The following is a 26,645-nucleotide window of genomic DNA, read 5'->3' on the forward strand; positions in this document are numbered from 1 at the left end:
TTTTCTGTAATTTGATGTCGCCATTTCAAAAGCCACTGCCGGGCCGCTCACCTAGAATGCCCGGCAAGCCTCTTTGACAAGGATGACCTCACCATGACGCACCCTTCCCGCACCGGCGGCCAGATCCTGGTCGACGCGCTCCACGTCCACGGCGTCGACACCGCCTTCGGCGTCCCCGGCGAAAGCTACCTGGACGTGCTCGACGCGCTGCACGACTCGGATATCCGTTTCGTGATCAACCGCCAGGAAGGGGGGGCGGCATTCATGGCCGAGGCCTACGGCAAGATGACCGGTAAACCTGGCATCTGCTTCGTCACCCGTGGCCCCGGCGCCACCAATGCCTCGATCGGCGTGCACACCGCATTCCAGGATTCCACGCCGATGATCCTGTTCATCGGCCAGGTTGGCAACGATTTCGTCGACCGCGAGGCGTTCCAGGAAATCGACTACCGCCGCATGTACGGCCAGATGGCGAAATGGGTGGCCCAGATCGACCGCGCCGACCGCATTCCCGAATACCTGGCGCGCGCCTTCCAGGTCGCCACCAGCGGCCGTCCCGGTCCGGTGGTGCTGGCGCTGCCGGAAGACATGCTGATCGACACCGCCGCAGTGGCCGACACCCGCCCCTATCGACCCGTGCACGGCGCGCCATCGGGCGAGCAAATCGGCGAACTGCGCGCCATGCTGCAGGATGCCCGACGCCCGATCGTGCTGCTGGGCGGCGGCACCTGGAATGCACAAGCCTGCGCCGACCTGGCGCGCTTCGCCGAAGCCAACCACTTGCCGGTGGGCTGCACCTTCCGCTTCCAGGACCTGCTCGACAACGCCCACCCGAACTACGTCGGCGACGTCGGCATCGGCATCAACCCGAAACTGGCCGCGCGCGTGAAGGAAGCCGACCTGGTGATCGCCATCGGCCCGCGCCTGGGCGAGATGACGACCGGCGGCTACACGCTGCTCGATTCGCCCGTGCCGCGCCAGCGCCTGGTGCATATCCACCCGGCCCCGGAAGAACTGGGCAGCGTCTACCAGGGCGAACTCATGATCGCCAGCGGCATGCCGCAAGCCTGCGCGATGCTGGCCGCGATGGAACCGGTCGACGCCGGCGCCTGGCAAGACAGCGTGGCCGAGGCCAGGGCGGAACTGGCCGCGTGGCAGGCGCAACCCGCGCTGCTGCAGCAAGGCGTGCCGCTCGACCTGTGGCAAGTGGTGCAGGAATTGATGGACCAACTGCCGCACGACGCCATCATCACGAACGGCGCCGGCAACTACGCCTCGTGGGCGCACCGTTTCTATCGCTACGGCGGCATGCGCACCCAGCTGGCGCCGACCAATGGCGCCATGGGATACGCCGTGCCGGCCGGCGTGGCGGCCAAGATCGTGTGGCCGGAACGCGCCGTGGTCACCTTCGCCGGCGACGGCGAATTCATGATGACCGGCCAGGAACTGGCGACCGCCGTGCAATACGGCGCCGGCGTGGTGATCCTGGTCTTTAACAACAATATGTTCGGCACCATCCGCATGCACCAGGAGCGCACGTATCCGGGCCGCGTATCGGGCACCGGCCTGCACAATCCGGACTTCGCCGCCCTCGCCCGCGCCTACGGCGGCCATGGCGAGATCGTCGACAAGACCGAGGACTTCGCAGCGGCGCTGCGCCGCGCGCTCGAACATGCCGAACAGCACAAGCTGCCGGCCGTGATCGAATTGCGCTACGACGGCAACCTGATCACGCCGAGCGCCACGCTGGAAACGATCCGCAAGCAGGCCGAAGCGGCCAGGGCCGGCTAGAAGAACGGCGGAACAGGCTCGAGCCCCAGTTCGGCCGGCAGCGGGATCGGCCGGTCGAACAGGCTGGCCGGTTCGCCGGACGGCTGGGTGAGGAACAGCGCGACCAGGGCGATGAAGGCCCAGACGACGGTAGTGCGCAGGATGCCGGCGCGACCGTCCATGGCATTGTCGCCATACACCAGCCGCCTGAAAAAATTGGAGATTGTCACGGTGTACCCCGTTTGCTGAATGCGGTTGATCTTCTTGTTGTCAATCTAGTCTATCCAGGCGCCGCACTGTTGAGCAGGCGCCGAAGATATGACAGTCGCGTGCGGTCGTGGTTCCGCTCGCGTGCACGCTTGTGTGCAATCCGGTTCCGTATTGCTGCTCTGGTAAAATATTCGCTAGTTTTTTCATCGCCGGCCACGCCGGCGTCCGCACGCAGTCCCGCCACCAGACACTATGTTTAGCTTCTTCAAGAGAAAAAAAGCGCCTGAAACACCGGCGCCGGAACCGGTCGTGCCGGTTGCGCCTGCGCCGGCGCCGGCCCCAGCACCCGTGCCGGTCCCTGCGCCAGTCGCTGCGGCGCCGCGCATTTCCCCTGCACCCGCCGAAGCCAGCGTCCTGCACGAAGGCGCCAACCTGTTCCCCGAAACCGCCGAACGCCCCACCACCGAGGCTGAAAAGAAAACCTCGTGGATGACGCGCCTGAAGGCCGGCCTGTCCAAGACGTCGAGCAACCTGTCGCTGCTGTTCGTCGGCGCCCGCATCGACGAAGACCTGTACGAGGAACTCGAAGCGGCATTGCTGATGTCGGATGCCGGCATGGACGCCACCGAGCATTTGCTGGGCGAGTTGCGGCGCAAGGTCAAGGAAGACAAGCTGCTCGACGCCGCCGCCGTCAAGGGCGCGCTCAAGGAGCTGATGATCGACCTGTTGCGGCCGCTGCAAAAGCCGCTGGAACTGGGCCGCCACGAACCGCTGGTGATGATGATCTCGGGCGTCAACGGCGCCGGCAAGACCACCACCATCGGCAAGCTGGCCAAGCATATGCAAGGCTTCGACCAGTCGGTGCTGCTCGCTGCCGGCGACACCTTCCGCGCCGCCGCGCGCGAGCAATTGATGGTCTGGGGCCAGCGCAACAATGTCACCGTGATCTCGCAGCAGTCGGGCGACCCGGCCGCCGTCGCCTTCGACGCGGTGCAGTCGGGCAAGGCGCGCGGCACCGACGTCGTGATGGTCGACACCGCCGGCCGCCTGCCGACCCAGTTGCACCTGATGGAAGAACTGAAGAAGATCAAGCGCGTGATCGGCAAGGGCATGGATGGCGCGCCACACGAGACCTTGCTGGTCATCGACGGCAATACCGGCCAGAACGCACTGGCGCAAGTGAAGGCCTTCGACGATGCGCTGCAACTGACCGGCCTGGTCGTGACCAAGCTGGACGGCACCGCCAAGGGCGGCGTGCTGGCGGCGATCGCGCGCACCCGTCCGATTCCCGTGTACTTCATCGGTGTCGGCGAGAAGCTGGAAGACCTGCAGCCCTTCAACGCCGAAGAATTCGTCGAAGCGCTACTCGGCTGACCAGGCAAGGACCCATGATCGCATTCCAGTCGGTATCCAAACAGTACACCCACGGCGACTCCCAGGGCGCCTACGCCTTGCATGACGTCTCGCTCGATATCGCCAGGGGCGAGCTGGTCTACCTGGCCGGCCCTTCCGGCGCCGGCAAGTCGACCCTCATGAAGATGGTGGCGGCGGTCGAGCGTCCCAGCAGCGGCAAGGTGATCGTCAACGGCCAGGACATCGGCCGCATCAAGCCGGCCGGGATTCCCTTCTTGCGCCGCAATATTGGCATCATCTTCCAGCAGCAGCGCCTGCTCAACGACCGCAACATCCTGGCCAATACCATGCTGCCGCTGCTGGTGACGGGCGCGCGCACGGCCGACGCCGCCCAGCGCGCCCGCGCCGCCCTCGACCGGGTCGGCCTGCTCGATCGCGCCAGGGCCATGCCCCTCGAACTGTCGGGCGGCGAGCAGCAGCGGGTGGCGGTCGCGCGGGCGATCGTCAACCGGCCGCAGATCATCCTGGCCGACGAACCCACCGCCAACCTCGACCGGGTAGCGGCCGACAAGGTGCTCGATGCGCTGCGTGCCTTCCACGCCGCCGGGGTGACCTGCGTGATCTCGACCCATGACGAGCAAGTACTGGCAGGCAGCGCGCGCGTGATCCGCCTCGAGCAGGGCCGGCTGGTCGGAGGTCAAGCATGAGCCCGTGGCTGCGCCAGCACCGTTTCGCCCTCGGGGCCGCGCTGTCGACGGTGCGCAAGTCGCCCGGCAGCTTCCTGTTCAATGTGCTGGTGGTCGCGCTCGCATTGACCCTGCCGTTCGCCGGCCTCACCCTGCTCGACAATGTACGTCCGCTGTCCGAGCAATTGTCGGTCGATCCAGAGATCAGCCTGTTCATGCGCGAGGACACCAGCCGCGCCGATGCGCAGGCGCTGGCGCCGCGGATCCGCCAGATCGTCGCACCGCAGGGTGGACAAGGAGCCGAGATTGCCTTCATCCCGCGCGAGCAGGCGCTCGCTTCGCTCAAGGAACGCAGCGGCCTAGGCGACGTGCTGGAAACCCTGGGCGACAATCCCTTGCCCGACAGCTATGTAATGAAGCTGGAAGGCTTCGCCAGCGCCGGCGCCGCCGACCAGGTGGACCTGATCACCGAGCGCCTGGGCGAATTGCCCGGCGTGGAAACGGTGCAGGTCGATTCGGCCTGGGTCAAGCGCCTGGCGGCAATGCTGGCGATCCTGCGCCTGGCATTGCTGCTGCTGGCGGCCACCCTGGGCATCGTCGTGATCGCGGTCGTGTTCAACACGATCCGCCTGCAGGTGCTGACGCAGAAAGAAGAAATTTCGGTATCCAAGTTGCTGGGCGCGACCAACGATTTCATCCACCGTCCCTTCTTCTATACCGGCGCCCTGCTGGGCCTGTGCGCCGGCGCGGTGGCGCTGGGTGCGGTGACCCTGGCGCTGCGGCCGCTGAATGGCGCCATCCTGGAATTCGCCCGGCTGTACGGGTCGACTTTCCAGCTGGCGCCGCTGGGTGGACCGGAAATTGCCGGCCTGCTGGCGATCAGCGCCGCCCTGGGCCTGGTCGGCGCCCTGCTGTCGGTGCGGCGCCACCTGGCGCGCCAGCGCTGATCGGGGAGCGTCGCCGCCCGCCTGCGGCCCTCCTACAATCTTGCGATGAAAAAAATGCACGGCAAGGTGTTGAAAACGCGATAAGCGTCACCACTTGTGCTAGCAGGGCGAGGCGGCCCTCTCGTGCGGCTGCCTGCCTTCTTATAAAACAAGATCACGTCGCATGACACCGCAATGAATCCTACGGCCTAGCTGCCATCCCCTACGCGTCCACGCGCAAAAGTCCTACAGGCTGCGCGTTGGCTACGTGCGCCATTCAACAGAGTACGGACTTCTACCGCCGTAATCTGTCTCTAACGTTATTCCAGTCGTCCCTGGCTCACTTCTGAGACAAATCAACTGGGCATGCAAGTCCTGCTCTACAGTGGAACCGTCGGCAATTCGATTCCCACGAGCAATACTTTGAACAATCTTAAGCGCCAGGACCACTTCTAGCACTCACCCCGGGGGAGTGCTAATATATGGTCCAAGGCAATCGAAATTCAAGTCACGCATCCGGGTAACAAGCCGTAACAGTGGTGCCGCAAAGCAATCATCTGTGGCACATTGTGGATGCAGCAAGATTACTACGAGGGAAATGAATATGTCCGCACAATCCGCATTGGTTCCGACCGGCAGTCGTGCTCTGGGACTGGGTTTCACCGGCAATCTGGGCAATATCGACGCCTATATCTCGGCCGTCAACCGCCTGCCGATGCTCACGCACGAAGAAGAAGTTTCGCTGGCAAAGCGGCTGCGCGACGACCACGATCTCGACGCAGCGCAAAAGCTGGTGCTGTCGCACCTGCGCCTGGTGGTGTCGATCGCGCGCGGCTACCTGGGCTATGGCCTGCCGCACGCCGACCTGATCCAGGAAGGCAATATCGGCCTGATGAAGGCAGTCAAGCGCTTCGACCCGAACCAGGGCGTGCGCCTGGTGTCGTACGCGATGCACTGGATCAAGGCCGAGATGCATGAGTACATCCTCAAGAACTGGCGCCTGGTGAAGGTTGCCACGACCAAGGCGCAGCGCAAGCTGTTCTTCAACCTGCGTAGCAACAAGACCGGCCTGGACGCGATGTCGCCGGGCCAGGTCGACGACCTGGCCAAGCTGCTGGGCGTCAAGCGCGAAGAAGTGATCGAGATGGAAACCCGTCTCTCGGGCCGCGATATCGCGCTGGAATCGCCGACCGACGACGAAGACGACAAGTTCTCGCCGATCGCCTACCTGTCGTCGGACCAGCAAGAGCCGACCCGCGTGCTCGAAGCCGAACAGGTCACCCGCCTGCAGTCCGAGGGCCTGGAAACCGCGCTGGGCAAGCTCGACCCGCGTTCGCGCCGCATCATCGAAGCGCGCTGGCTGGCCAACGACGACGGCTCGGGCGCGACCCTGCATACGCTGGCCGAAGAGTTCAGCGTGTCGGCCGAGCGCATCCGCCAGATCGAATCGGCCGCGCTCAAGAAAATGAAAGGCGCGCTGGCGGCTTACGTGTAAGCCTCGTCACGCCCCCCCAAAAACCCGCCACGGCGGGTTTTTGTTTTTCTAGTGCACCGGCATGAAGAACGGCTTGTTCTTATCCTTGAGCAAAAAAACCAGGAACCTGGCCGGCTTGGTCTTGCTCGCATTGCGTCCCACCGTGTGCACATCGCGCGGATTTTCATAGAAGGTCTCGCCCGGCCCCAGCGTGTGCTCCTTGCCGCCCTTTACGCCCATCACGATCGTCCCTTCCAGCACATAGATGAAACCGTGCGCATCGTGGCGATGCACGGGGTCGCCGCCGCCCGGCGGATACACGACCGTGATCATCAGGACTTCCTTGCCGGGATGGTCGTCCAGCGCCTTGGTGAACAGCTCCTTGACGACCGGATCCAGCGCGGCGGCCCAGACCGGCGCCGCCAGCGGCAGGGTCATCAACAGGCCGGCGGCGCCGGCGAATTTTCTCAGGCGTGACATGGTCTCTCCTTCAATACAAATGTGAACATGCTGCCCAGTGTAGGACGCGCTCCGCCGTCGCAACAGTCGCGCGCGGGGCCCCAGACTGCTGCCTCGAACGCAACAATCGCCGTTGCCCGCGGCTTGGCGCGATTCGGCTGTTATTTGTCATTTACGAAAAAGATCACGCACAACTACCATGACGAGAGAACACAGCCACATTGGTAAATGGCAGCAACTGAGCAACGACTGAGCAGCAATTGAGCAGCAACTGAGAGAAATCCATGAAGAACGAACGCTTCGCGATCGGCGAGTTCATCGGGGCGCCGCCGGCGATGCGGGCCGCACCCGAGGTGGACGGGCTGGCCTCGAGCTTTTCCACCACCTATGCCGGCGTGCTCGCCTTCATCGCCGTGGTCCATGAAGGCTCGTTCGCCAGGGCCGCCGAACGCCTCGGCATCGGCCGCTCCGCCGTCAGCCGCAGCGTGCAGAAACTCGAATCGCAGCTCGATACCCGCCTGTTCCTGCGCACCACGCGCAGCACCTCGCTCACCAGCGAGGGCGAACTGTTCTACGCCAACTGCAAGCCCGGCGTCGAACGGATCGTGCAATCGGTGGAAGAAATGCGCGAGCTGCGCTGCGGCGTGCCGCGCGGCCAGCTGCGCCTGCACGCGGCGAGCGACTTCGGCCGCAAGATCGTGGCGCCGCTGCTGCGCGGTTTCAACGCCAGCTACCCGGACATCCGGCTCGACCTGATCCTCGACGACAGCCCGCTCGACTTCATCGCCGACCGCGTCGACGTGTCGTTTCGCAACGGCCGCCTGGACGACAGCCAGCTGGTGGCGCGCCAGCTGATCCCGATGCAGCTGCTGGTCTGCGCCTCGCCCGCCTATGCCGGCGCGCACGGCCTGCCGAACACGCTGGACGAGGTGGCGCGCCACCGCTGCGTCAACCTGCGCCTGCCCTCGGGCCAGGTCTGCGAATGGGAATTCAAGGAAGACGGCCGCCGCCGCACGCTGCAGCCCGCGGCCAGCCACAGCTTCAACGACGCCGAACTGGTGCTGCAGGCGGTGCTCGACGGCGCAGGCCTGGCGCAGATGGCCGGCTACCAGGTGTGCGAGCACCTGCGCGCGGGGCGCCTGGTGGCCTGCCTGCCGCAGCACGCGCCGGACGACCGCGGCCACTACATCTGCTACCTGAGCCGGCGCCACCTGCCGCTGCGCACCCGGGTCTTCATCGACTACATCACCCCGCGCATCCGCGCGCTCGACCTGCACTGCCTGGGCAACTTCGCGGCCTGAACCCATGCATGGCGGGTGATTGTCGCGTTACGCGAAACATGACGGTGAGCAGCGCGGCGCTAGCAGCCGGCGCCGCGCCTTTCTACACTGGGCAAAACCACTCCAGGAGACCGTGTTGAAAAAAAGGCTGGCGCCCCCGCCCATCACCCTGCTCGACAAATACGTCGGCGACGATTTCCATCCGCTGTATTCGACCACGGTGCGGGTCAGCGGCGGCGAGGCCGGGCACGGACGCGCGTCCGGCATCGCCCGCTCCGACGACGGCAACCTCGAACTCGCACTGCGCCTGCCGGCCGCACTGGGCGGCCCCGGCGGCGGCACCAACCCCGAGCAGCTGTTCGCGGCCGGTTTCGCCGCCTGCTTCCATGGCGCGCTGACCCTGCTGGCGACGCGCGCCGGCATTGCGCTCGACGACGCCACGGTCGACGCCGCGGTGACCTTCGGGCGCGACCCGGTCGACGGCCTGTACACGCTGATGGCCGAGATCCGCATCGACCTGCCGCGGCTGCCGCGCGCCACCGCGGAGGAACTCATTCGCAGCACCGAGCGCATCTGCCCCTACGCCAAGATGGCGCGCCAGGGCATCGTCTGCGTGGTGGCGCTGGTGCGCTAACCAATTGGTGCCTGGCGTGCACCACCGTGCCGCCACGAAGGTGTCTACCGCCGCATCGGGCACGCTCCTACACTCGATACCGGTTTGCGATACTCGCCCACGGACCCAGACGCACTGGGACGGGCCCATGGCCCACGATCAGGAGAACCAGCATGACCCAACGACTCGACTACATGCAACAGGCGCCGGCGCTGTTCAAGAAACTCGTCGAATTGAGCGGCGTGGCGCACGACGGCAGCATCGAGGAAAGCATCCAGGACCTGGTGGCGATCCGCGCCTCGCAGATCAACGGCTGCGGCTTCTGCCTCGACATGCACATCAAGCAGGCCACGATCCACGGCGAACGCGCGCTGCGCCTGCACCACCTGGCCGCCTGGCGCGAATCGACGCTGTTCGCCCCGCGCGAACGCGCCGCCCTGGCCTGGACCGAGGCGCTGACCACGCTCGCGCCCGAAGGCGTGCCGGACGCGCTGTACGAGCGCGTGCGCTCGCAGCTGTCCGAGAAGGAAGTGACCGACCTGACCTACAGCATCATGACCATCAATGCGTGGAATCGCATCAACGTCGCCTTCAAGGTCGTCCCAGGCAGCCATGACAAGGCCTTCGGCCTCGAGAAAGCCGGCCTGGCGTGATCCGCCCCTGCGCACCCTCCATCGAAAGGACATCATGAAAATCATCGTCATCGGCGGTACCGGCCTGATCGGCAGCAAGCTGGTCGCCATCCTCCAGCAGCGCGGCCACGAGGCCGTGGCCGCATCCCCGAACACCGGCGTCGACACCATGAGCGGCAAGGGCCTGGCCGAGGCGCTGGCCGGCGCCGACATCGTGGTGGACGTGGCCAACTCGCCCTCGTTCGCCGACGACGCGGTGATGGACTTCTTCACGACCTCCGGCCGCAACCTGCTGGGCGCGGCGAAGGCGGCCGGGATCCTGCACCACGTCGCGCTGTCGGTGGTGGGCACCGACCGGCTGGCGGAAAGCGGGTACTTTCGCGGCAAGATCGCGCAAGAGGCGCTGATCCGCGAGTCGGGCCTGCCCTACACCATCGTGCACTCGACCCAGTTCTTCGAGTTCCTCGGCGGGATCGTGGCGTCCGGCGCCGAGGGCGACGCGATCCGCCTGTCGCCGGCCAATATCCAGGCCATCTCCTCAAACGACGTGGCGCTGGCCATGGCCGACGTCACGCTCGGTGCGCCGCGCAACGGCGTGGTCGAGATCGCCGGCCCCGAGCGCGTGCGCCTGGCCGACCTGGTCCAGCATTACCTGGAATCGAAGGGCGATCCGCGCAAGGTCGTGGCCGACCCGCAGGCACGCTATTTCGGCGCCCTGCTGCAGGACGACACGCTGGTGCCGGGCCCCGGCGCGCGCCTGGGCACGATCAAGGTCGACGACTGGCTCAAGGAGCAGGCGCCGCGCTGAAGGCAGGCGCCAGGCCGCCCGCCGCCAGCCGCTGGCGGTAGGCGCTCGGCGAGGTATGCAGGTGGCGCTGGAAGGTCTTGCGCATGTGCCCCTCGTCGCCGAAGCCGCACAGCAGTGCGATCTGGTCGACGTGGCGCTCCGAATCCTCGAGCAGCCGGCAAGCTGCCTCGAGGCGGAAGCGCTCGACCGCCCTGGCCGGCGTCTGCCCGGTCTTGTCCTTGTACACGCGGCTGAAGTTGCGCGGACTCATGCGCATCTGCGCCGCCAGCACCTCGACGCTCAGGTTGGTCTGCTCGAGATGCGCCAGGATCCACATATGCAGTTCGTCGAATAGCGGGCCGTCGCCGGCCTGGGCCTGCAGCATCCGGCTGAGCTGGGGCTGGCGGCTGGGCCGCTTGACGAACACCACCAGTTCGCGCGCGACGGCCAGCGCCACCTCGCGCCCGCAATCGTCTTCCACCATCGCCAGCGCGAGGTCGATGCCGGCGGTGACGCCGCCCGAGGTCCAGGTGTCGCCATGCTGGACGAAGATCGCTTCGCGGTCGACCTCGACCAGCGGGTAGGCGTCGGACAGCAGGTCATAGTTCAGCCAGTGGGTGGCGGCGCGTTTACCGTCGAGCAGGCCGGCGGCGGCCAGCACGAAGGCGCCGGTGCAGACCGAGGACATGCGGCGCGTCTCGCCCGCGTGCCGGCGCAGCCAGGCGACCAGCGCATGCTGTTCCCTGACGGCGGCGAGGATGTCCGCCGCGCCGGGGACGACCACGGTATCGACCTCGCAGGGCAAGAAATCGTCGAGCCGTTCGGTCTGCATGGCGACGCCTTCCAGGGTCTGCACCAGGCCGCCGCCGAGGCTGACCGTGTGCCCCACATAGCCCGGCAGGCCGCGCTCTTCCATGACCTTGGATGCGCACCAGAATACCGTCTGCGGGCCCGCGATATCGAGCATGCACATGCCGGGAAAACCGACGAACAGGACCACGCGCGGCTTGCGCGGCGCGGAGGGCGGAGCATGGGCAGGAAGCGTCGACATGTGGATGGCGAATGGTAGGCAGCCGGGCTCGAAAATGCGTCCTGGGTACCCTATATAGTATGGCGCACTCATCCGGAAGGTCAAGCCAGCCGATACCGTCGCCAGCCTGGCTCCAGCGCGCGGTAGCGGAACTCGGCCAGCGTCACCGCGCCGGTTCCTGCGCAATAGACGCCGACCTTCAGGCTCAGGAAACCGCCGAACACATTGTGGTGGATGCCGGACACCTCCATCCGCGTGCCGTGCAGGGTCCAGCTCTTGCCGCCATCGCGGGAATAGCGCCAGGTGACGACGTGGTCGTCGTCAGCGGCCGCGACAGGTCACCGCCCAGGGCGCGGAACCAGCCGTCATCGGTCCATTCGACCGGTTCGAGCAGGGTTTGCCGTCCCAGCGTGCGGTAGCCATTCTCGTCGCCCTGGTAGATCATCCACCAGGCGCCGGCCGGGCCCTCGACCAGGGTCGCATGGCCGCGCGACCACCATGGCTCGGCCGTGGACAGGGAACGCACGAGCGGGTTGTGTGGGCAGTGTTCCCAGGGGCCGTGGATCGAGGTCGAGCGCGCCGCGATCACCAGCCGGTGACCGGGCCGGCGGTGCCGCCGACCGCCGTCACCAGATAAAACCATTTTCCGCGCCGCAGCAGCTCGGGGCCTTCCGGCGCGAAGTTCTCGACCACCCAGCCGGCGGGATAGCGCCACGGCCCGTAGGCTTTTCCCGCTGGCCGTCGGTGGCCAGGCCATCGTCGCGGAGGCGGATCTTGCGGATGCCGTTGACGAACGGGTAGCGCTTGCCGTCCTCGCCCAGATCGCTCCCAAGGGTTTGCTCAGCGCCGGCGCGACCGGACGCCAGTTGACCAGGTCGGCCTGGCGCTGGCCTTCGATGCCGCCACTGCCGGCAGCGCCGGCAGGCTGGTTCCGGCCAGCGGGGTCTTGATGGCACCGCGGCGCGAAGGGTTGCTCATGTCCGGGCCTTTCTCGTGATAGACCGGACAGGATAGGAAATACCGGGCGCCGGGGCCAGCGGCGGCGGCCCTTTCAACGATGACAATGCAGAAAATCGTAGGAATCTTGCAGCAAATCGCATTTCGGGGCCGCTTCCGACGCGTTTCTCTCCCTTTGGCTAGAATGATTTTTTTGACCAGGTTTCAAGGAGATCACATGGCTGACCAAGCATCCTACGTCCCACCGAAAGTCTGGACGCCCCCTGCTTCCTCGGGCGGCGCCTTCGCCAGCATCAACCGCCCGGTCGCCGGCCCCACCCACGACCAGGAACTCCCGGTCGGCAAGCATCCGCTGCAGCTGTATTCGCTGGCCACGCCGAACGGCGTGAAGGTCACGATCCTGCTCGAAGAACTGCTGGCGGCCGGTCACGCCGGCGCCGAATACGATGCCTGGCTGATCAGGATTAACGAGGGCATGCAGTTCTCGAGCGGCTTCGTCGAGGCCAACCCCAATTCGAAGATCCCGGCCCTGGTCGACCGCAGTGGCGCCGAGCCGGTGCGCGTGTTCGAATCCGGTTCGATCCTGGTCTACCTGGCCGAGAAATTCGGCGCCTTCCTGCCGCAGGACGGCATCGCACGCGCCGAGACCATGAACTGGCTGTTCTGGCAAATGGGTTCGGCGCCCTTCGTGGGCGGCGGTTTCGGCCACTTCTATGCCTATGCGCCCGAAAAACTGCAATACCCGATCGACCGCTATGCAATGGAAGCCAAGCGCCAGCTCGACGTGCTCGATCGCCACCTGGCCGACAAGCGTTTTGTCGCGGGCGACGAATACACGATCGCCGACATGGCGATCTGGCCCTGGTATGGCGGCCTGGTGCTGGGCCAGTTGTACGAGGCGGCCGAATTCCTGTCGGTGCACGAATACAAGCACGTGAAACGCTGGGCCGACGAGATCGCCGCGCGGCCGGCCGTCATCCGCGGCCGCAAGGTCAACCGCTCATTCGGACCGGAAGCCGACCAGGTGCACGAGCGGCACGCGGCGTCCGACCTCGACTGACCGCCTTACCTGAATGCGATGCGTGCGACCACCGGATGGTGGTCGGACGGGAAGCGCCCGTGCAGCGAATCGCTCAGCACTGCATAGCCCAGCACGTCGACATGCCGGTCGACGAAGATGTAGTCGATGCGGTCGCGCATCGGCGCGTCGAACTTGAAGCCATTGTAGGTGCCGACCGGCCCGTAGGGCGGCGTCTGGCTCACCTGCCGGGCGTCGCGCATGGCCCTGGCCATCGCCTGCATCTGCGGCGTGTCGGGCGTCGAATTGAAGTCGCCCACGCAGATCGCCGGCTCGCCGCGGCTGATGTCGGCGATCTTTTGCAGCAGCAGGTCGCTTGATGCGCGGCGCGCGACCACGCCCTCGTGGTCGAAGTGCGCCGAGAACACGTAGAACACGCGGCCATTGTCGCGCTCGCGCAGCTTGGCCCATGACACGATGCGGTTGCAGCAGGTGGCGTCCCAGCCCAGCGAGGGACGGTCGGGCGTTTCGCTGAGCCAGAAATCGCCCTTGTCCAGCAGCGCGAAGCGGCTCTTGCGATAGAAGATGGCCGAATGCTCGCCGGCCTGTTTGCCGTCGTCGCGGCCGACGCCGACGTGGTCGAATTCGTTCATCGTCGCCAGCTCGGCGATCTGCTCGGGCAGCCCTTCCTGGGTGCCGACGATGTCGAATCCGTGGTGGCGTATCAGCGCCTTGACCATCTCCTTGCGCGCCGGCCAGGCATTCGGGCCGTCCTGGGGTGTGTTCATGCGCAGGTTGAAGCTGGCGACGTTCATTGGTGCGGCAGCGGCGCTGCAAGACAGGACGAGGATGGCGAGCGCGGTGAAAAGTGACAGGAAAATCTTCATGGTGCGGTGTCGGGAAAGTAGATACCAGGACAAGTTAACCACAATCCACCCGCACCATCGCGCAAACTTGTCGAAAAGCGTCGCAGTTTACGCGCTTTAGTAAACGGCGCCCGTGTTCGGACAGGTAGGGTTGGCGGCTTCGCCGCCAACGCGGTGATCGTTACCGGCTCCGATATCGCGCCGGATGATCTCGCTGCCAACCATCACCGCGTCGGCGGCATAGCCGCCGACCCTACGCCACCGCGCCATCGAGCAGATAGCGCCGCTCCATCATCACCGCCATCTCGTTGGCCGGCACCGGGCGCGCGATGTAGTAGCCCTGCACCTCGTTGCAATCGAGGTTGCGCAGGATCGCCAACTGTTCCTCGGTCTCGACGCCCTCGGCCACCACCGACATCCCCAGCGCATGCGCCATCGACACGATGGCCTGGAAGAACACCTTGCCCTCTTTCGAGTTGGCCAGCTCGGTAGTAAAGGCGCGGTCGACCTTCAGCACGTCCATCTTCAGGCGCTGCAACTGCGACAGCGACGAGTAGCCGGTGCCGAAATCGTCCACATGCAGCTTCACCCCAAGCGAACGCAGGGCCGCCAGTTCGGCCAGGATATCGTCCTGGTCGCCCATCATCGCCGACTCGGTGATCTCGACTTCGATCAGGCTGGCCGGCACGCGGTGGCGCAGCAGCGCCGCGCTCAGCTGGCGCTGCACGCCGCCGCGCAGGAATTGCTTGGGCGAGACGTTGATCGAGACCGGCACCAGCGCCACGCCGGCTTCGCGCCAGGCGGCCAGTTGGGCGCAGGCCTTGTCGATCACGGTCTCGCCGATGCGCACGATCAGGCCGGTGGCTTCGGCCAGCGGGATGAACTCGCCCGGCGCCACCATGCCCAGGGTCGGATGGCGCCAGCGCACCAGCGCTTCCATGCTCAGCAACTCACCGCTATGTGCATCCACGCGCGGCTGGTAGTACAGCACGAACTGGTCGGCCTCCAACGCTTCCAGCATATTTTGCTTCAGCCGCGCGCGCGAATTGAGGGTCGAGGACAGCGATGGATCGAAGAAGCGGTACTGGCCCTTGCCCTCGTTCTTGCCGACGTACATGGCGATATCGCTGTGCTTGACCAGGGTCTCGGCATCCAGGCCGTCGCGCGGGTACAGGCTGATGCCGATCGAGGAACCCACCGCGTGCAGCTCGTCGCCGATCAGGAACGGCACCCCGAAGGCCTCGACGATGCGCGCCGCCACCGAAGCGGCCTGGCGTTCGCCGTCGCAGGGCGTGAGCAGCACCACGAATTCGTCGCCGCCGAAGCGCGCCACCTGATCGCTCGGACGCAGCAGCGACAGCAGGCGGATGGCGGCCGCTTTCAGCAACTGGTCGCCGGTGGCGTGGCCGTGGGTATCGTTCACATGCTTGAATTCGTCCAGGTCGATGAACAGCAGCGCGGCGCCGGTGCCGGCGACCTGCGCCTGGGCCAGCATGGCCGGCATGCGTTCCAGGAAGGCGTGGCGGGTGGCCAGGCCGGTCAGGGAATCCTCGTTCGCCAGGCGTTCGAGCTGCGCCTCGTGTTCCTTTTTCTCGCTGATGTCCTGCAGGGTCACCGCCAGGCCGTTGCCGACCCGGACCAGGCGCCGCCGGCCCCAGCTGATATTGAGCCGGTTATCGCTCGGCATCTTGCGGTCGTCTTCATGGAAGCCGCTTTCCATCGCCTTGCGGTAGGTGGCCAGCAGTTCTTCGCCGAACAGGCCGCTGTCGATCTCGGTCAGGCTCGATCCGACCAGCGCGTCGCGCGTCACGCCATAGAAGAAGGCGCCGCGCTCGTTGCAGTCGACGATGCGGAAATCCATGATCTGGCCGTCGCGCGCGCGTATCGCCGAGGCCATGTAGAAGCCGTCGTTACCGCTCTCGGTGGCGGTGCGGTAGGCGCGCCGCACCTCGTCCTGTTCCTTCTCGCGCGCCACCGCGCGGCGCGCCAGCACCGCCCCGGCCGCGCCCAGCAGCACCAGGAACAGGGTGGCCACGATCGCGCGGTCGCGGCTCTCGATCCAGTAGCCGTTGTTGGCGGCCAGCGCCTCGGTCTGCGGCAGGCCGACCAGCGCCACCAGCGGGTAGGCGCCCGACTGGCGCCAGCCCAGCACGCGCGCCTGGCCGTCGGTGAAGCCGTCGGCGCCCTCGACCAGGCGCACGCCCTGTTCGCCCGACCAGGGAACGTCGCGCCGCGGCAGAGCGACCGCATCCGCGAACGATGCGCCGTTGCTGCGCTGCTCGACCCGCAGCCGCCCTTCGCTGCCGGCCAGCGCCACGATGCCGCCGGCGCCGATGGTGGCCGGGCTGAGGAAGGACGTGAAGTAGCGGGCGTCGACCGCCATCAGCACCACGCCGTCGAATTCTTCCTCGGCGGTCTCGAGGCGGCGCGTGAACAGCACCACGTCGTCGGCCGCGCTGAAATGCGTGGGCGCGGTGCCGACCCGCAGCGCGGTCGAGTTGTTGTCGCGGTGATGGTTGAAATAGGGACCGGCCGACAGGTCGGCGCCGAGCAGGCCCGCGCGCGTGCTGGAACGCACCACGCCGCCGCGGTCGAGCACCGCCACCACGTGGAAGGCGCTGTCGGTGAACATGCCGTCGCGCCGCATCTCGTCGAGCAGGCCCGCTTCGCGCGAATTCTCCCAGCTGAATTTCAGCTGCATCGTGATCTGGTCCATCTGCGCCACCGAGCGCGTGATGTACTGCTCGTAGGCTTCGGCGTAGGCCGCCACGTCCTTGCGCGCCTGGCTCGCGACGCGCTCCTGCTCGGCCTCGACCCGCAACAGGGTCGCCGCCCATAGCGCGAGCACCACCAGCAGGGCCAGCAGCGGCCAGAGCAGGACCAGGAAGCGGTTGCTGCGTGCTGGGTCCAGGTAAGGGGCGAGGCCGGGATGTTTGCTCATACTGCGGACGGAAAAAGAGAAGTTGCCGCCAGTCTAGATAGCAAACATGTCAGCGGTGTGACATGACCGATATTGGAGAAACCCCGCCCGGCGGGGCTCCTTTCGACGATCAGGTCGGCGACAGCATGTAACCGGCGCCGCGCACGGTCTTGATCAGCGACTTGGCCCGGCCCAGCGCCTTGCGCAGGCGCAGCACGTGCACGTCCACCGTGCGCTGGTCGAGCGAGGCATGCGCTTCCCACAGCTGCTCGAGCAGCTGGGTGCGCGAAAACACCTGGCCCGGATGGCATAGCAGGAAGCGCAGCAGCCGGTATTCGGCATGCCTGACCTCGACCTTGTGATTGCCGACCCGCACGCTGCAGCTGAGCGGATCGAGCACCAGGCGGCCGGAGCGCAGCAGGCGCGATTCGGGCGACAGTTCGCGCGCCTCGTCGGCCGGCGCCTGGGGAATGAATTCGGGATGGCTGACCGGCGCCGGCAGGCTGGCGGGACGTTCGCCGTCCGCGCATTCGGCCGCCAGCAGGATGACCGGCTGCTCGCGCAGGCGGCGGTCGCCGCGCAGGCGCGCCAGCAGGCGCATGCCGCCCTCGTGGCGCAGCATCGATTCCTGCAGCAAGAGTTCAGGGCGCTCGCGCCCGATGAAGTCCCAGGCTTGCGCCAGGCTCGGCACGTTATGCCAGACCCACTCGTCCTCGTGCAGCGAGAACTTGAGCAGCTCGGCAATGGCCGGCTTGTCGTCGATCACCAGGACGATCGTGTTCGCCGTTGTCATGGGATGCCCAAAAAGAGAGGAGAGGCATCGGCGCAACCGCGCTTGCACGCGGCCGCACCAACAAAAATCCGGCAGCGTGGCTGCCGGATTGGTTGCCGTGAAGGCGAGTTACATGATGGCCTTGCCCGAAGCATCCTTCAGGTTGGCTTTCCATGCGTCCTGCACTTGCTTGACGACGCTGGCTGGCATCGGCACGTAGTCCAGTTCGGCGGCTGCCGGCGCGCCGTTCTTGAACGACCAGTCGAAGAACTTCACGACTTCCTGGCCTTTCTTGGCGTCGGCCTGGGTCTTGTGCATCAGGATGTACGACACGCCGGTGATCGGCCAGCTTTGCTTGCCGGCGCCGTCGGTCAGCACCACGCCGAAGCCTGGGGCCTTGGTCCACTCGGCGTTGGCGGCAGCGGCCTTGAACACGTCATCCGACGGTTGCAGGTCGACGCCTTCCTTGTTGCGGAGCATGGTGTGCGACAGCTTGTTCTTCTTGGCGTAGGCCCACTCGACGTAGCCGATCGCGCCCTTGATACGCTGCACGTTGGCGGCGACGCCTTCGTTGCCCTTGCCACCGACGCCCACGGCCCACTTCACGGTGGTGCCCGAACCGATCGACTCTTTCCATGCCGGGCTGGTCTTGGCCAGGAAGTCGGTGAACAGGAACGAGGTGCCCGAGCTGTCGGCGCGGTGCACGACGGTGATGTCGGCGGCCGGCAGTTTCACGCCTGGGTTCAGGGCGGCGATTTCAGCGGCATTCCACTTGGTGATCTTGCCCATGTAGATGTCGGCCAGCAGCGGACCGGTCATCTTCAGCTGGCCTGGGGTCACGCCTTCGACGTTGACCACGGCGACCACGCCGCCCATGATGGCCGGGAACTGCATCAGGCCTTCCTTGTCCAGCTCTTCCGCTTTCAGCGGCATGTCCGATGCGCCGAAGTCCACGGTCTTCGCCTTGATCTGCTTGATGCCGGCGCCCGAGCCGACCGACTGGTAGTTCAGGCCGGTGCCGGTGGCGGCTTTGTAGCTTTCAGCCCACTTGGCGTAGATCGGGTACGGGAAGGTCGCGCCCGCGCCGGTAATGTCGGCGGCGAACGAGGTCGTCATCACGAGCGTGGCGGCAGCGCCGGCGAGGATCTTCTTGAACATTGTTATTCCTAACTCTGGTTAAGGGGTATGTTTTGGACTACATGGAAAAGAATAGCTGCCGAATATGACCTGTTTATGACTTGATCATCGCTTGTATTTTTGTTGTCACGCGACCGCCCCCTTGCGGTTTTGCTATCATGGCTTTTCCCGTCAAACCCTGGATGACACCGATGCGCACCCTGCCCTGCGTCCTCTCCATCGCCGCCGCCGGCCTGCTGTCGGCCTGCGCCACGCACGAACAATTGCCCGACGCCCAGTACACGCTGGCCGAGCGCCAGACACTGAGCCTGCCGCCGCAGCCGATCGACCAGCGCCTGTCCCTCACCTACGAGGGCGCCGACGACAGCCGCTGCCCCGACAATGCGCGCTGCATCTGGGCCGGCCAGCTCGCCTACCGCTTCACCCTGCGCATCAATAACGTGGCCCAGGGCTTCTGGCTGGTGCAGGGCAAGCCGGGCTATACCTCGCCCGCCCTGCGCGGCGCGCGCATCGAGCTCGATCCCTCGTTCGTGCCGCAGCCGCGCGGCATGGCCGACAGCCGGCCGGCCGCGTATCCGGTGGTATTCAATATGTACGGCAGCTAGTGGCGCCGGCCCGCGCAGCGCGGCAGGCCGCACTGGCATGCGGCCTGGCCCTGGCGATCGTCGTCGTGCCCGCTACGGCGGCGCCGGTGGCGACCGGCACCGGCGGTGCGGTCGCCACCATCAGCTTTCATGCCTCGCAGTCGGCGCTGGCCATCCTGGACCAGGGCGGCAATGCGATCGACGCCGCAGTGGCGGCAGCCGCCACGCTGGGCGTCACCGATCCCTTCAGCTGCGGCATCGGCGGCGGCGGGTTCATGGTGATCTACCTGGCCAAGGACAAGCGTGCGATTACCATCGACCACCGCGAGACGGCGCCGCGCAAGGCCGGCCCGCAACTGTTCCAGCCCGACGGCAAGCCGCTGGACTTCGAGACGGCGGTCGCCAGCGGCCTGTCGGTCGGCGTACCGGGCACGGTGCGCGGCTGGCACGAGGCGCTCGCACGCTACGGCAGCATGCGTTTTGCACAGGTGCTGGCGCCGGCGATCGCGGTGGCCGACAAGGGGTTCGTGGTCGACGCCAACTTTAGCGGGTTGGCGGGCCAGAACGAGAAGAAATTTCGCCAGTTCGCGTCCACGAGCGCGCTCTATCTGCACCAGGGCAAGGCGCTGCCCGCCGGCACCCTGCTGCGCAATCCCGGCATGGCGCGCGCCTACCGCGAGATCGCGCAAGGTGGCGTGAAGGCCTTCTATGAGGGGCCGATCGCGCGCGCCATCGTCGACAGCGTCAACCGGCCGCCGGTGACCAAGGGTGTGCGGGTCGCTGCTGGCGCCATGACCATGGCCGACCTGGCCAACTACGAGGCGCGCATCCGGCCGGCCCTGCGCAGCAGCTACCGTGGGTATGAACTGATCGGCATGCCCCTGCCCAGCAGCGGCGGCCCGACCGTGGCGCATGCACTCAATATCCTCGAGGGCTATGAGCTGCGCTCCTTGCCGCGCGCCGAGGCCGAGCACCTGTATCTCGAGGCCAGCCGGCTGGCCTTTGCGGACCGCAATGCCTACCTGGCCGATCCCGAATACATTGACGCCCCACTGGCCGGCCTGCTCTCGAAGAAGTATGCGGCCGAGCGGCGTGCGCTGATCGATCCACGCAAGGCCGCGCCGGGCGTGGTAGCGGCGGGCGACCCGTATCGCTACCAGGACGACCCGAGCATCCCCTTGCGCACCCAGCCGGCCGCCACCGTCAAGCTGGCGCCCGAAAGCGCGCACACCACCCACCTGACGGTGTCCGACAAAGAGGGCAATGTGGTGTCGTATACCTTCACCATCGAATCCTGGGGCGGCAGCGGCATCGTGGTGCCGGGCTACGGCTTCCTGCTCAATAACGAGCTGACAGATTTCGACTTCGCCAGCCCGCACCCCAATGTGCCGGAAGCCGGCAAGCGGCCGCGCTCTAGCATGGCGCCGACCATCGCGCTCAAGGACGGCAAGCCGGCCTTCAGCATCGGCAGCCCGGGCGGCTCGACCATCATCACCACCGTGCTGCAGACCATCGTCAACTACGTCGACTTCGGCATGCCGATGGACCGGGCGCTCGACGCGCCGCGCATCAGCCAGCGCAATGCGGCCGCGACCTCGGTCGAGCCGGGCTTTGGGGACACGGCGCAGGCACGTGCGCTCGAAGGCTTCGGCCAGCGCTGGGAAACGCCGGCCGAAGAAATCGGCGCCGCGAATGCGCTGGTGTTCAACCCGGATGGCACCGTGACCGCCGTCAGCGAAGGCAAGCGCCACGGCGTCGGCACGGCGCTGGTGCAGCGCCGCGGGCACTAGCGAGTCCGACATGGCCCCGGCGACTGCCTAGCGCGCCAGCAGTTCGCGCGCCCGCTGCGCCATCGCCTCGATCGAGAACGGCTTGGTCAGCACCGACATGCCGGGCGCCAGCTGTCCATGGTCGAGCAAGGCGGCTTCGGCATAGCCGGTGATGAACAGTACCTTCAGCCAGGGACGCCCGATGCGCGCCGCATCGGCCATCTGGCGGCCATTCATCATGCCCGGCAGGCCGACGTCGGACACCAGCAGGTCGATGCGCGCCGTCGATTGCAGCAACGCCAGCCCGGCGGCGCCGTCCCCGGCCTGCAGCACCTGGTAGCCGAGATCCTCCAGCAGGTCGACCACCAGCATGCGCACGCTCGGCTCGTCGTCCACCACCAGGATCGTCTCGCCCCGGCCGGCCTGGGGCGCCGCCTCCGGGGCCGAAGCCGCCTGGCCGCCCTCGGCCGCGCCGCGGTGGCGCGGCAGGAAGATGCTGACCGTGGTGCCCTGCCCCACCTGCGAATCGATGGCCACCTGCCCACCCGACTGCCTGGCGAAGCCATAGATCATCGACAGGCCGAGTCCCGTGCCCTGGCCCAGCGGCTTGGTGGTGAAGAAGGGTTCGAAGGCCTTGGCCAGTACGCCCGGCGCCATGCCGGTGCCGCTGTCGGCGACCGACAGCACGAGATAGTCGCCGGGCGGCAGCTCGCAGGCACGCGCGGCGTCCGGGTCGAGCACGCGGTTGGCGGTGGCGATCACGATGCGCCCGCCTTCCGGCATGGCGTCGCGCGCATTGATGCACAGGTTCAGCAGCGCGTTCTCGAGCTGAGACTGGTCGACCAGCGCCGCCCACGGCGTGGCGTCGTAGTCCGGCTCGACCAGCACGCCGGGGCCGACCGTGCGCCGGATCATGTCCAGCAGGCCGTCGACCAGGGTGTTGACGCAGGTGGCGCGCGGCGCCAGCGTCTGGCGCCGCGAGAATGCCAGCAAGCGGTGGGTCAGCGCCGCCGCCCGCCTGCTTGCTCCCTGGGCCACCGCGACGTAGCGCTCGATCTCGTCGGTGCGGCCCTGCCTCAGGCGCAGCTTGACCAGGTCCAGGCTGCCCGCGATGCCGGCCAGCAGGTTGTTGAAGTCGTGCGCCAGGCCGCCGGTGAGCTGGCCGACCGCTTCCATCTTCTGCGAATGGCGCAGCTGTTCGTGCGCGCGCTCCAGCTCGGCCTGGCGTTCGCGCTCGACGCTGATGTCGCGCGCCGAGCAGTACACCTTGCCGCCGTCCGGCACCGCCACCCATGACAGCCAGCGCCAGCCGCCGGCCTGGTGCCGGTAGCGGTTCTCGATCCGCATGGCCCGGATGCCGTGATCGCGCGCATCGCGCCAGGCGGTCTCGGTGGCGGCGCGGTCATCCGGATGGATGAAGTCGAGGAAGGGCGTGGCGGCCACCTCGTCCTCGGTCCAGCCCAGCGTGGCTTGCCAGGCCGGGTTCGAGCTCTCCATGAAACCGTCGGCATCGAGCACGCCCAGGATGTCGGGGCTGAGCTGCCAGGTACGTCCGCGTGCCCGCGCCTGGGCCACGACCTTCTGTTCCAGCTGGTCGTTCAGCGCGCGCAGCTTGAGGATCGCCCCGTCGCGCTCGGCCTCCACCGCGCGCCGCGCCTCGACGTCGATCAGCACCCCGGGGAACAACAGGCCGGTGCCGTCCGGCGCCAGGTCGACCCGGCCGTTGGCTTCGATCCAGTAATAGCGGCCGTCGGCGCGTCGCACCCGGTACTGGTGGGCGTAATGGCCGCCGCGCGAAATCACCGTATTGATCGCCTGCGCCAGCCCGGCCTGGTCGTCGGGGTGGACCGTGGCCACGACCTGGGCCAGCGACAGCCCGGTGCGGCCGATGGCCGGGTCGAGGCCGAAGGCGCGCGCAAAGGCTTCGTCGACGGTGAAGCGGTCGGTCGGCAAATGCCAGAACCAGGTGCCGATGATGGCGCCCGCGGCCAGCGCCAGCTGGACCCGCTCGGCGTCCTCGCGCGAGGCCGACTCGTGCTCGCGCAGCACGGCCGCGTCGGCCGCCTGGCGGCGCTGGCCAAGGATCGTCTCGGTCGTTTCGATGCAGTTGCACAGCAGGCCGAGGATCTCGCCCGCGTCGGTGCGCACCGGCCCGTAGGAATAGGTGAACCAGGTATGTTCGGCGTAGCCCTTGCGCTGCATGACCAGGGGAATATCGCTCATCCGGTGCGATTCGCCGCCTACCAGCGTGCGCTCGACCAGTGGACCGAGCACGTCCCAGATCTCATGCCAGACGGCGCGGAAGGGGCGGCCCAGCGCAGCCGGATGCTTGGCGCACAGGATCTCGGCGTAGGCGTCGTTGTACAGCAGGATCCGCTCCGGTCCCCACACCAGGAAGCTCGGAAAGGCCGAGTCCAGCACGATATTCAGGCTGGTGCGCAGGATGGGCGGCCAGGCGTCAATCGGGCCGAGGGGCGAGGCGGACCAGTCATGGCTGCGGATCGCCGTGCCCATCGTGCCACCGGCGGCGGGGAACAGGCCCGGACTATGCATGGAATCGGTATGGTGTCCGGGAGACTGCCGGCTGATGGAGGAGCACGTTCATGCGCCATTATTGCATGCGTTGCAATGGATCAGCGACGCGTCATCCAGGATCCAGGGCCGCTGGTTTTTTCGGATGCGGCTGGACTACACTGGCAAAGCAGCGCAGGCGCAGTCCGGCGCGCTGCCCTCCCCTATAAAAAACACGATGGAGACGCGATGACCGATTTCATAACCTTGCTCCCCACCCTGCTGATCGGCGCACTGGCCCTGATCATGTTCGGCCTGGGCCTCTCGCTCACCGTGGGCGACTTCCGGCGCCTGCTCGGGCATCCGAAGGCGGTGCTGCTGGCGCTGGCATTGCAGGCGCTGGTGCTGCCCGCGCTGTGCTACGGCCTGGTCGTGCTGCTGGACGTGCCGCCGGTGTTCGCGATCGGCCTGATGCTGCTGGCGGCTTCGCCCGGCGGCGTGTCCGCCAACCTGTTCAGCCACCTGTTCGGCGGCAACGTGGCGATGAATATCTCGCTCACGGCGATCAATACCCTGCTGTCGATCGTGACCCTGCCCCTGATCGCCAACTTCGCCATCGCCAGCTTTTCGCAGAGCGGCCAGGTGGTGCCGCTGCAGACCGGCAAGGTGATGGAAGTGATCGGCATCGTGCTGGTGCCGGTGGCGCTCGGGATGGCGATCAAGCGCGTCGCACCGGGCTTCGCGGCGCGCACCGACAAGCCGATGAAGATCTTCTCGATGGCGGTGCTGGCGGCGCTGGCGCTGATCGCCTTCGCCAAGGAGTGGGATGCGCTGACCGCTTCGTTCGCCACGGTCGGGCTGGCGGTGGTGCTGTTCAATGCGGCCAGCCTGGGCCTCGGCTACTACGTGCCGCGCATCGCCGGCCTCGACCAGCCGAACGCGGTCGCGATCGGCTACGAGATCGGGATCCACAATTCGACGCTGGCGATCTTCGTGGCGGTGTCGGTGCTGGGCGACTTTCAGCTGATGGTGCCGGCGGCCATCTATTCGGTCAGCATGTATGTGCTGGCGACCGCCTTCGGCTTGCTGGTGCTGCGCCGCCATGGAGAAAGCGCGAACGCGCCGGCGGCGGCGCGCTGAACGACCTCAGCCCCCGCCTGCACGGGGGCCACGTGCCGCTTCAGGCGGCCAGTGCGATGCGTTCGTGGCCCGCGTGCGCGCGCCCCCGTGCCTGCGCCTGCGGCAGGTTCGCCGCCTGGGCATCGACCTTGAACACGCCCACCATCTGCTGCAGCGCATGCGCCTGGTCTTGCAGCGCGCCGGTGGCGGCGGCGGCTTCCTCGACCAGGGCGGCGTTCTGCTGGGTCGCCTGGTCCATATGACTGACTGCCTCGTTGATTTGCTGGATGCCGGCCGTCTGCTCTTCGCCGGCAGCCAGGATCTCGGCCATGATGTCGCTGACGCGGGTCACGCTGGAGACGATTTCATCCATGGTGGTGCCGGCGCTGTCGACCAGGGCCGTGCCGGCCTCGACGTTGCTGACCGAGGTGCTGATCAGCTCCTTGATTTCCTTGGCCGCCGCCGCCGAACGCTGCGCCAGGTTGCGCACTTCGCCGGCCACGACCGCGAAACCGCGGCCCTGCTCGCCGGCACGGGCCGCCTCCACGGCCGCATTGAGCGCCAGGATATTGGTCTGGAAGGCGATGCCGTCGATGACCGAGATGATGTCGACGATGCGCTTGGACGAGGCGTCGATGGCGCCCATGGTCTGCACCACTTCGGACACCAGCTGGCCGCCGCGCACCGCGACTTCGGACGCCGAGCGCGCCACATTGTTCGCCTGGCGCACATTGTCCGCATTATGCTGGACGGTGGTGGTCAGTTCCTCGAGCGAGGATGCGGTTTCTTCCAGGCTGCTGGCCTGCGATTCGGTACGGCTCGACAGGTTCATATTGCCGGCCGCGATTTCGCTGCTGGCGGTGGCGATCGACTGGCTGCTGTCGCGCACGCTGCGCACGGTGGCGGCCAGTTGCTGCTGCATGGTGGCCAGGCCCTTGAGCAGCGCGCCCATCTCGTCATCGCGGTCGATCGCGACCCTGGTCGACAGGTCGCCATGGGCCATCGCGTCGAAGTGGCCGAGCGCATGCTCGAGCGGACGCATGATGGCGCGCAACAGCAGCCACGACGATACCGCCGCCAGCAGCACGCCCAGCACGACGCTGGAGCCCGAGACCCACATCAGGATGTCGAACAGGCGGCCGCTCTCGTCATAGCCGGCCTTGGCGGTCGCCAACTGGTAATCGTCCAGCGCCACCGAGGCTTTGTCGAACGTGCCGTACAGGGCCGTCATTTCCTTCATCGACAGCGCCTCGATACGCTCGACGTTCATCTGTTCGACGGCCGTGGCCAGCGCCAGCATGCCGTCGTTGATGTAGCGGGTGCGCTCGGTTTCCAGGGTCTTGGCCAGTTCCGCCTCTTCGCCATTGCGCGGCAGGGCCAGGTAGCGCTGCCATTCCTTGTCCGAGTCGCCGATGAAGCCCTTGGCGCGGCTCAGGGTGTTGCCGACGTCGGCCGCGTCCGGATGGAACACGGCTCGATCCAGGCCGAAGCGCGCGCGGTTCAGGAAGTTCTTGGAATTGTTGATCGCGATGCTCGATGCCAGCTGGTTCGAGTACACGTCTTCCAGTGCGGCGTGGTCTTCACGCATGCCGTAGATGCCGAGCAGGCCGACGGCGGTGATGAGGAAGCCCAGCATGGCCATGGTGGCGATCAGCCGGACGCGCAATGTCAATTTGAAAAGCATGATTATCCTGAAGATAAAGTTATGTTCCAGAGGTAAACCTTAGCGTCAGTACGACTATTTTTCAGCAAAAAACGAAGTTTGGTATCAA

24 protein-coding genes are annotated in these 26,645 nt (G+C 66.7%); 13 read left to right on the forward strand and 11 right to left on the reverse strand.

Going from position 1 to position 26,645, the window contains the following annotated elements; all coding sequences use genetic code 11:
- The first annotated feature begins 93 nt into the window (after positions 1-93).
- Positions 94-1,791, forward strand: a complete 1,698-nt coding sequence (locus tag E8M83_RS21625) for a thiamine pyrophosphate-binding protein (RefSeq protein ID WP_137175411.1) — start codon at positions 94-96, stop codon at positions 1,789-1,791.
- Here the strand turns inward: E8M83_RS21625 and E8M83_RS21630 are convergent.
- Positions 1,788-2,000, reverse strand: coding sequence for a hypothetical protein (locus E8M83_RS21630; protein WP_137175412.1), 213 nt, complete (start codon positions 1,998-2,000; stop codon positions 1,788-1,790). The two genes, E8M83_RS21625 and E8M83_RS21630, sit on opposite strands and share 4 nt — an antisense overlap.
- Positions 2,001-2,232: 232 nt before the next feature.
- Here E8M83_RS21630 and ftsY point away from each other — a divergent pair, with 232 nt between their 5' ends.
- The 4 genes from ftsY (at position 2,233) to rpoH (ending at position 6,440) form a co-directional block, all read left to right on the forward strand.
- Complete coding sequence (gene ftsY / locus E8M83_RS21635; protein ID WP_137175413.1) at positions 2,233-3,354, forward strand: signal recognition particle-docking protein FtsY; 1,122 nt, start codon at positions 2,233-2,235, stop codon at positions 3,352-3,354.
- A gap of 14 nt (positions 3,355-3,368) precedes the next feature.
- Positions 3,369-4,040, forward strand: coding sequence for a cell division ATP-binding protein FtsE (locus tag E8M83_RS21640; protein ID WP_137175414.1), 672 nt, complete (start codon positions 3,369-3,371; stop codon positions 4,038-4,040).
- Entirely contained in the window at positions 4,037-4,966 is a 930-nt protein-coding gene (ftsX, locus tag E8M83_RS21645; protein WP_137175415.1) for a permease-like cell division protein FtsX, read from the forward strand. The genes E8M83_RS21640 and ftsX overlap by 4 nt, the downstream gene beginning before the upstream one ends.
- A 583-nt stretch (positions 4,967-5,549) precedes the next feature.
- Complete coding sequence (gene rpoH, locus E8M83_RS21650; RefSeq protein ID WP_137175416.1) at positions 5,550-6,440, forward strand: RNA polymerase sigma factor RpoH; 891 nt, start codon at positions 5,550-5,552, stop codon at positions 6,438-6,440.
- A gap of 48 nt (positions 6,441-6,488) precedes the next feature.
- Here the strand turns inward: rpoH and E8M83_RS21655 are convergent, their stop codons facing one another.
- Positions 6,489-6,899 carry a cupin domain-containing protein gene (locus tag E8M83_RS21655; protein ID WP_137175417.1) on the reverse strand — a complete coding sequence of 137 codons (411 nt, stop codon included), beginning with the start codon at positions 6,897-6,899 and terminating at the stop codon, positions 6,489-6,491.
- 314 nt (positions 6,900-7,213) lie between these two features.
- Between E8M83_RS21655 and E8M83_RS21660 the strand changes: the two genes are divergently transcribed.
- The 4 genes from E8M83_RS21660 (at position 7,214) to E8M83_RS21675 (ending at position 10,211) form a co-directional block, all read left to right on the forward strand.
- Positions 7,214-8,179, forward strand: a complete 966-nt coding sequence (locus E8M83_RS21660) for a LysR family transcriptional regulator (RefSeq protein ID WP_137175543.1) — start codon at positions 7,214-7,216, stop codon at positions 8,177-8,179.
- Positions 8,180-8,294: 115 nt separating this feature from the next.
- Positions 8,295-8,792 (forward strand): Ohr family peroxiredoxin, encoded by a 498-nt coding sequence (locus E8M83_RS21665; protein ID WP_373995067.1) that lies wholly within the window; start codon positions 8,295-8,297, stop codon positions 8,790-8,792.
- 152 nt (positions 8,793-8,944) lie between these two features.
- A complete protein-coding gene (locus E8M83_RS21670; protein WP_137175419.1) occupies positions 8,945-9,424 on the forward strand; it encodes a carboxymuconolactone decarboxylase family protein in 480 nt (159 codons plus the stop codon).
- Positions 9,425-9,458: 34 nt separating this feature from the next.
- Positions 9,459-10,211, forward strand: coding sequence for an SDR family oxidoreductase (locus E8M83_RS21675; RefSeq protein WP_137175420.1), 753 nt, complete (start codon positions 9,459-9,461; stop codon positions 10,209-10,211).
- Here E8M83_RS21675 and E8M83_RS21680 read toward each other — a convergent pair.
- The 3 genes from E8M83_RS21680 to E8M83_RS26365 all read right to left on the reverse strand — a co-directional run bounded on the left by E8M83_RS21680 (position 10,189) and on the right by E8M83_RS26365 (position 12,198).
- Complete coding sequence (locus E8M83_RS21680) at positions 10,189-11,241, reverse strand: GlxA family transcriptional regulator (RefSeq protein WP_137175421.1); 1,053 nt, start codon at positions 11,239-11,241, stop codon at positions 10,189-10,191. The genes E8M83_RS21675 and E8M83_RS21680 overlap by 23 nt on opposite strands.
- A 184-nt stretch (positions 11,242-11,425) precedes the next feature.
- Positions 11,426-11,863, reverse strand: a complete 438-nt coding sequence (locus E8M83_RS26360) for a family 43 glycosylhydrolase (RefSeq protein ID WP_229491749.1) — start codon at positions 11,861-11,863, stop codon at positions 11,426-11,428.
- A gap of 197 nt (positions 11,864-12,060) precedes the next feature.
- On the reverse strand, positions 12,061-12,198 hold the full coding sequence (locus E8M83_RS26365) for a hypothetical protein (RefSeq protein WP_229491757.1): 138 nt from the start codon (positions 12,196-12,198) through the stop codon (positions 12,061-12,063).
- A gap of 196 nt (positions 12,199-12,394) precedes the next feature.
- Between E8M83_RS26365 and yghU the strand changes: the two genes are divergently transcribed.
- Positions 12,395-13,237, forward strand: coding sequence for a glutathione-dependent disulfide-bond oxidoreductase (gene yghU / locus E8M83_RS21690; RefSeq protein ID WP_137175422.1), 843 nt, complete (start codon positions 12,395-12,397; stop codon positions 13,235-13,237).
- A 5-nt stretch (positions 13,238-13,242) separates the two neighbouring features.
- On the opposite strand, the gene E8M83_RS21695 is transcribed toward yghU, so the two are convergent.
- The 4 genes from E8M83_RS21695 to pstS form a co-directional block, all read right to left on the reverse strand.
- The gene (locus E8M83_RS21695) at positions 13,243-14,082 is read right to left on the reverse strand and encodes an endonuclease/exonuclease/phosphatase family protein (protein WP_137175423.1); all 840 of its coding nucleotides are present in this window, start codon (positions 14,080-14,082) and stop codon (positions 13,243-13,245) included.
- 232 nt (positions 14,083-14,314) lie between these two features.
- Entirely contained in the window at positions 14,315-17,002 is a 2,688-nt protein-coding gene (locus tag E8M83_RS21700; protein ID WP_137175424.1) for an EAL domain-containing protein, read from the reverse strand.
- Positions 17,003-17,111: 109 nt separating this feature from the next.
- Positions 17,112-17,774, reverse strand: coding sequence for a response regulator transcription factor (locus E8M83_RS21705; RefSeq protein ID WP_137175425.1), 663 nt, complete (start codon positions 17,772-17,774; stop codon positions 17,112-17,114).
- A gap of 108 nt (positions 17,775-17,882) precedes the next feature.
- Entirely contained in the window at positions 17,883-18,911 is a 1,029-nt protein-coding gene (gene pstS / locus E8M83_RS21710) for a phosphate ABC transporter substrate-binding protein PstS (protein WP_137175426.1), read from the reverse strand.
- A 170-nt stretch (positions 18,912-19,081) separates the two neighbouring features.
- On the opposite strand from pstS, the gene E8M83_RS21715 reads away from it, so the two are divergent.
- Together E8M83_RS21715 and ggt are read left to right on the forward strand one after the other, a co-directional pair.
- On the forward strand, positions 19,082-19,495 hold the full coding sequence (locus E8M83_RS21715; RefSeq protein ID WP_137175427.1) for a hypothetical protein: 414 nt from the start codon (positions 19,082-19,084) through the stop codon (positions 19,493-19,495).
- Complete coding sequence (ggt, locus tag E8M83_RS21720; RefSeq protein ID WP_170976884.1) at positions 19,495-21,264, forward strand: gamma-glutamyltransferase; 1,770 nt, start codon at positions 19,495-19,497, stop codon at positions 21,262-21,264. The genes E8M83_RS21715 and ggt overlap by 1 nt, the downstream gene beginning before the upstream one ends.
- 27 nt (positions 21,265-21,291) lie before the next feature.
- Here ggt and E8M83_RS21725 read toward each other — a convergent pair whose 3' ends face one another.
- Complete coding sequence (locus E8M83_RS21725; protein WP_137175428.1) at positions 21,292-23,796, reverse strand: PAS domain-containing protein; 2,505 nt, start codon at positions 23,794-23,796, stop codon at positions 21,292-21,294.
- A gap of 207 nt (positions 23,797-24,003) precedes the next feature.
- On the opposite strand from E8M83_RS21725, the gene E8M83_RS21730 reads away from it, so the two are divergent.
- On the forward strand, positions 24,004-24,894 hold the full coding sequence (locus E8M83_RS21730; RefSeq protein WP_137175429.1) for a bile acid:sodium symporter family protein: 891 nt from the start codon (positions 24,004-24,006) through the stop codon (positions 24,892-24,894).
- 40 nt (positions 24,895-24,934) lie between these two features.
- Here E8M83_RS21730 and E8M83_RS21735 read toward each other — a convergent pair whose 3' ends face one another.
- Positions 24,935-26,557 carry a methyl-accepting chemotaxis protein gene (locus E8M83_RS21735; RefSeq protein ID WP_137175430.1) on the reverse strand — a complete coding sequence of 541 codons (1,623 nt, stop codon included), beginning with the start codon at positions 26,555-26,557 and terminating at the stop codon, positions 24,935-24,937.
- Between the last annotated feature and the right edge of the window lie 88 nt (positions 26,558-26,645).

The organism is Massilia sp. HP4, assembly GCF_005222695.1.
Lineage (GTDB): Bacteria > Pseudomonadota > Gammaproteobacteria > Burkholderiales > Burkholderiaceae_D > Telluria.

Excerpts from the sequence above, each read along its gene's own strand:
- E8M83_RS21625 (WP_137175411.1), top strand. The coding sequence starts at position 94 with ATGACGCACCCTTCCCGCACCGGCGGCCAGATCCTGGTCGACGCGCTC.
- ftsY (WP_137175413.1), top strand. The coding sequence starts at position 2,233 with ATGTTTAGCTTCTTCAAGAGAAAAAAAGCGCCTGAAACACCGGCGCCG.
- E8M83_RS21640 (WP_137175414.1), top strand. The coding sequence starts at position 3,369 with ATGATCGCATTCCAGTCGGTATCCAAACAGTACACCCACGGCGACTCC.
- ftsX (WP_137175415.1), top strand. The coding sequence starts at position 4,037 with ATGAGCCCGTGGCTGCGCCAGCACCGTTTCGCCCTCGGGGCCGCGCTG.
- rpoH (WP_137175416.1), top strand. The coding sequence starts at position 5,550 with ATGTCCGCACAATCCGCATTGGTTCCGACCGGCAGTCGTGCTCTGGGA.
- E8M83_RS21655 (WP_137175417.1), bottom strand. The coding sequence starts at position 6,899 with ATGTCACGCCTGAGAAAATTCGCCGGCGCCGCCGGCCTGTTGATGACC.
- E8M83_RS21660 (WP_137175543.1), top strand. The coding sequence starts at position 7,214 with ATGCGGGCCGCACCCGAGGTGGACGGGCTGGCCTCGAGCTTTTCCACC.
- E8M83_RS21670 (WP_137175419.1), top strand. The coding sequence starts at position 8,945 with ATGACCCAACGACTCGACTACATGCAACAGGCGCCGGCGCTGTTCAAG.
- E8M83_RS21675 (WP_137175420.1), top strand. The coding sequence starts at position 9,459 with ATGAAAATCATCGTCATCGGCGGTACCGGCCTGATCGGCAGCAAGCTG.
- E8M83_RS21680 (WP_137175421.1), bottom strand. The coding sequence starts at position 11,241 with ATGTCGACGCTTCCTGCCCATGCTCCGCCCTCCGCGCCGCGCAAGCCG.
- E8M83_RS26360 (WP_229491749.1), bottom strand. The coding sequence starts at position 11,863 with ATGGTTTTATCTGGTGACGGCGGTCGGCGGCACCGCCGGCCCGGTCAC.
- E8M83_RS26365 (WP_229491757.1), bottom strand. The coding sequence starts at position 12,198 with ATGAGCAACCCTTCGCGCCGCGGTGCCATCAAGACCCCGCTGGCCGGA.
- yghU (WP_137175422.1), top strand. The coding sequence starts at position 12,395 with ATGGCTGACCAAGCATCCTACGTCCCACCGAAAGTCTGGACGCCCCCT.
- E8M83_RS21695 (WP_137175423.1), bottom strand. The coding sequence starts at position 14,082 with ATGAAGATTTTCCTGTCACTTTTCACCGCGCTCGCCATCCTCGTCCTG.
- E8M83_RS21700 (WP_137175424.1), bottom strand. The coding sequence starts at position 17,002 with ATGAGCAAACATCCCGGCCTCGCCCCTTACCTGGACCCAGCACGCAGC.
- E8M83_RS21705 (WP_137175425.1), bottom strand. The coding sequence starts at position 17,774 with ATGACAACGGCGAACACGATCGTCCTGGTGATCGACGACAAGCCGGCC.
- pstS (WP_137175426.1), bottom strand. The coding sequence starts at position 18,911 with ATGTTCAAGAAGATCCTCGCCGGCGCTGCCGCCACGCTCGTGATGACG.
- E8M83_RS21715 (WP_137175427.1), top strand. The coding sequence starts at position 19,082 with ATGCGCACCCTGCCCTGCGTCCTCTCCATCGCCGCCGCCGGCCTGCTG.
- E8M83_RS21725 (WP_137175428.1), bottom strand. The coding sequence starts at position 23,796 with ATGCATAGTCCGGGCCTGTTCCCCGCCGCCGGTGGCACGATGGGCACG.
- E8M83_RS21730 (WP_137175429.1), top strand. The coding sequence starts at position 24,004 with ATGACCGATTTCATAACCTTGCTCCCCACCCTGCTGATCGGCGCACTG.
- E8M83_RS21735 (WP_137175430.1), bottom strand. The coding sequence starts at position 26,557 with ATGCTTTTCAAATTGACATTGCGCGTCCGGCTGATCGCCACCATGGCC.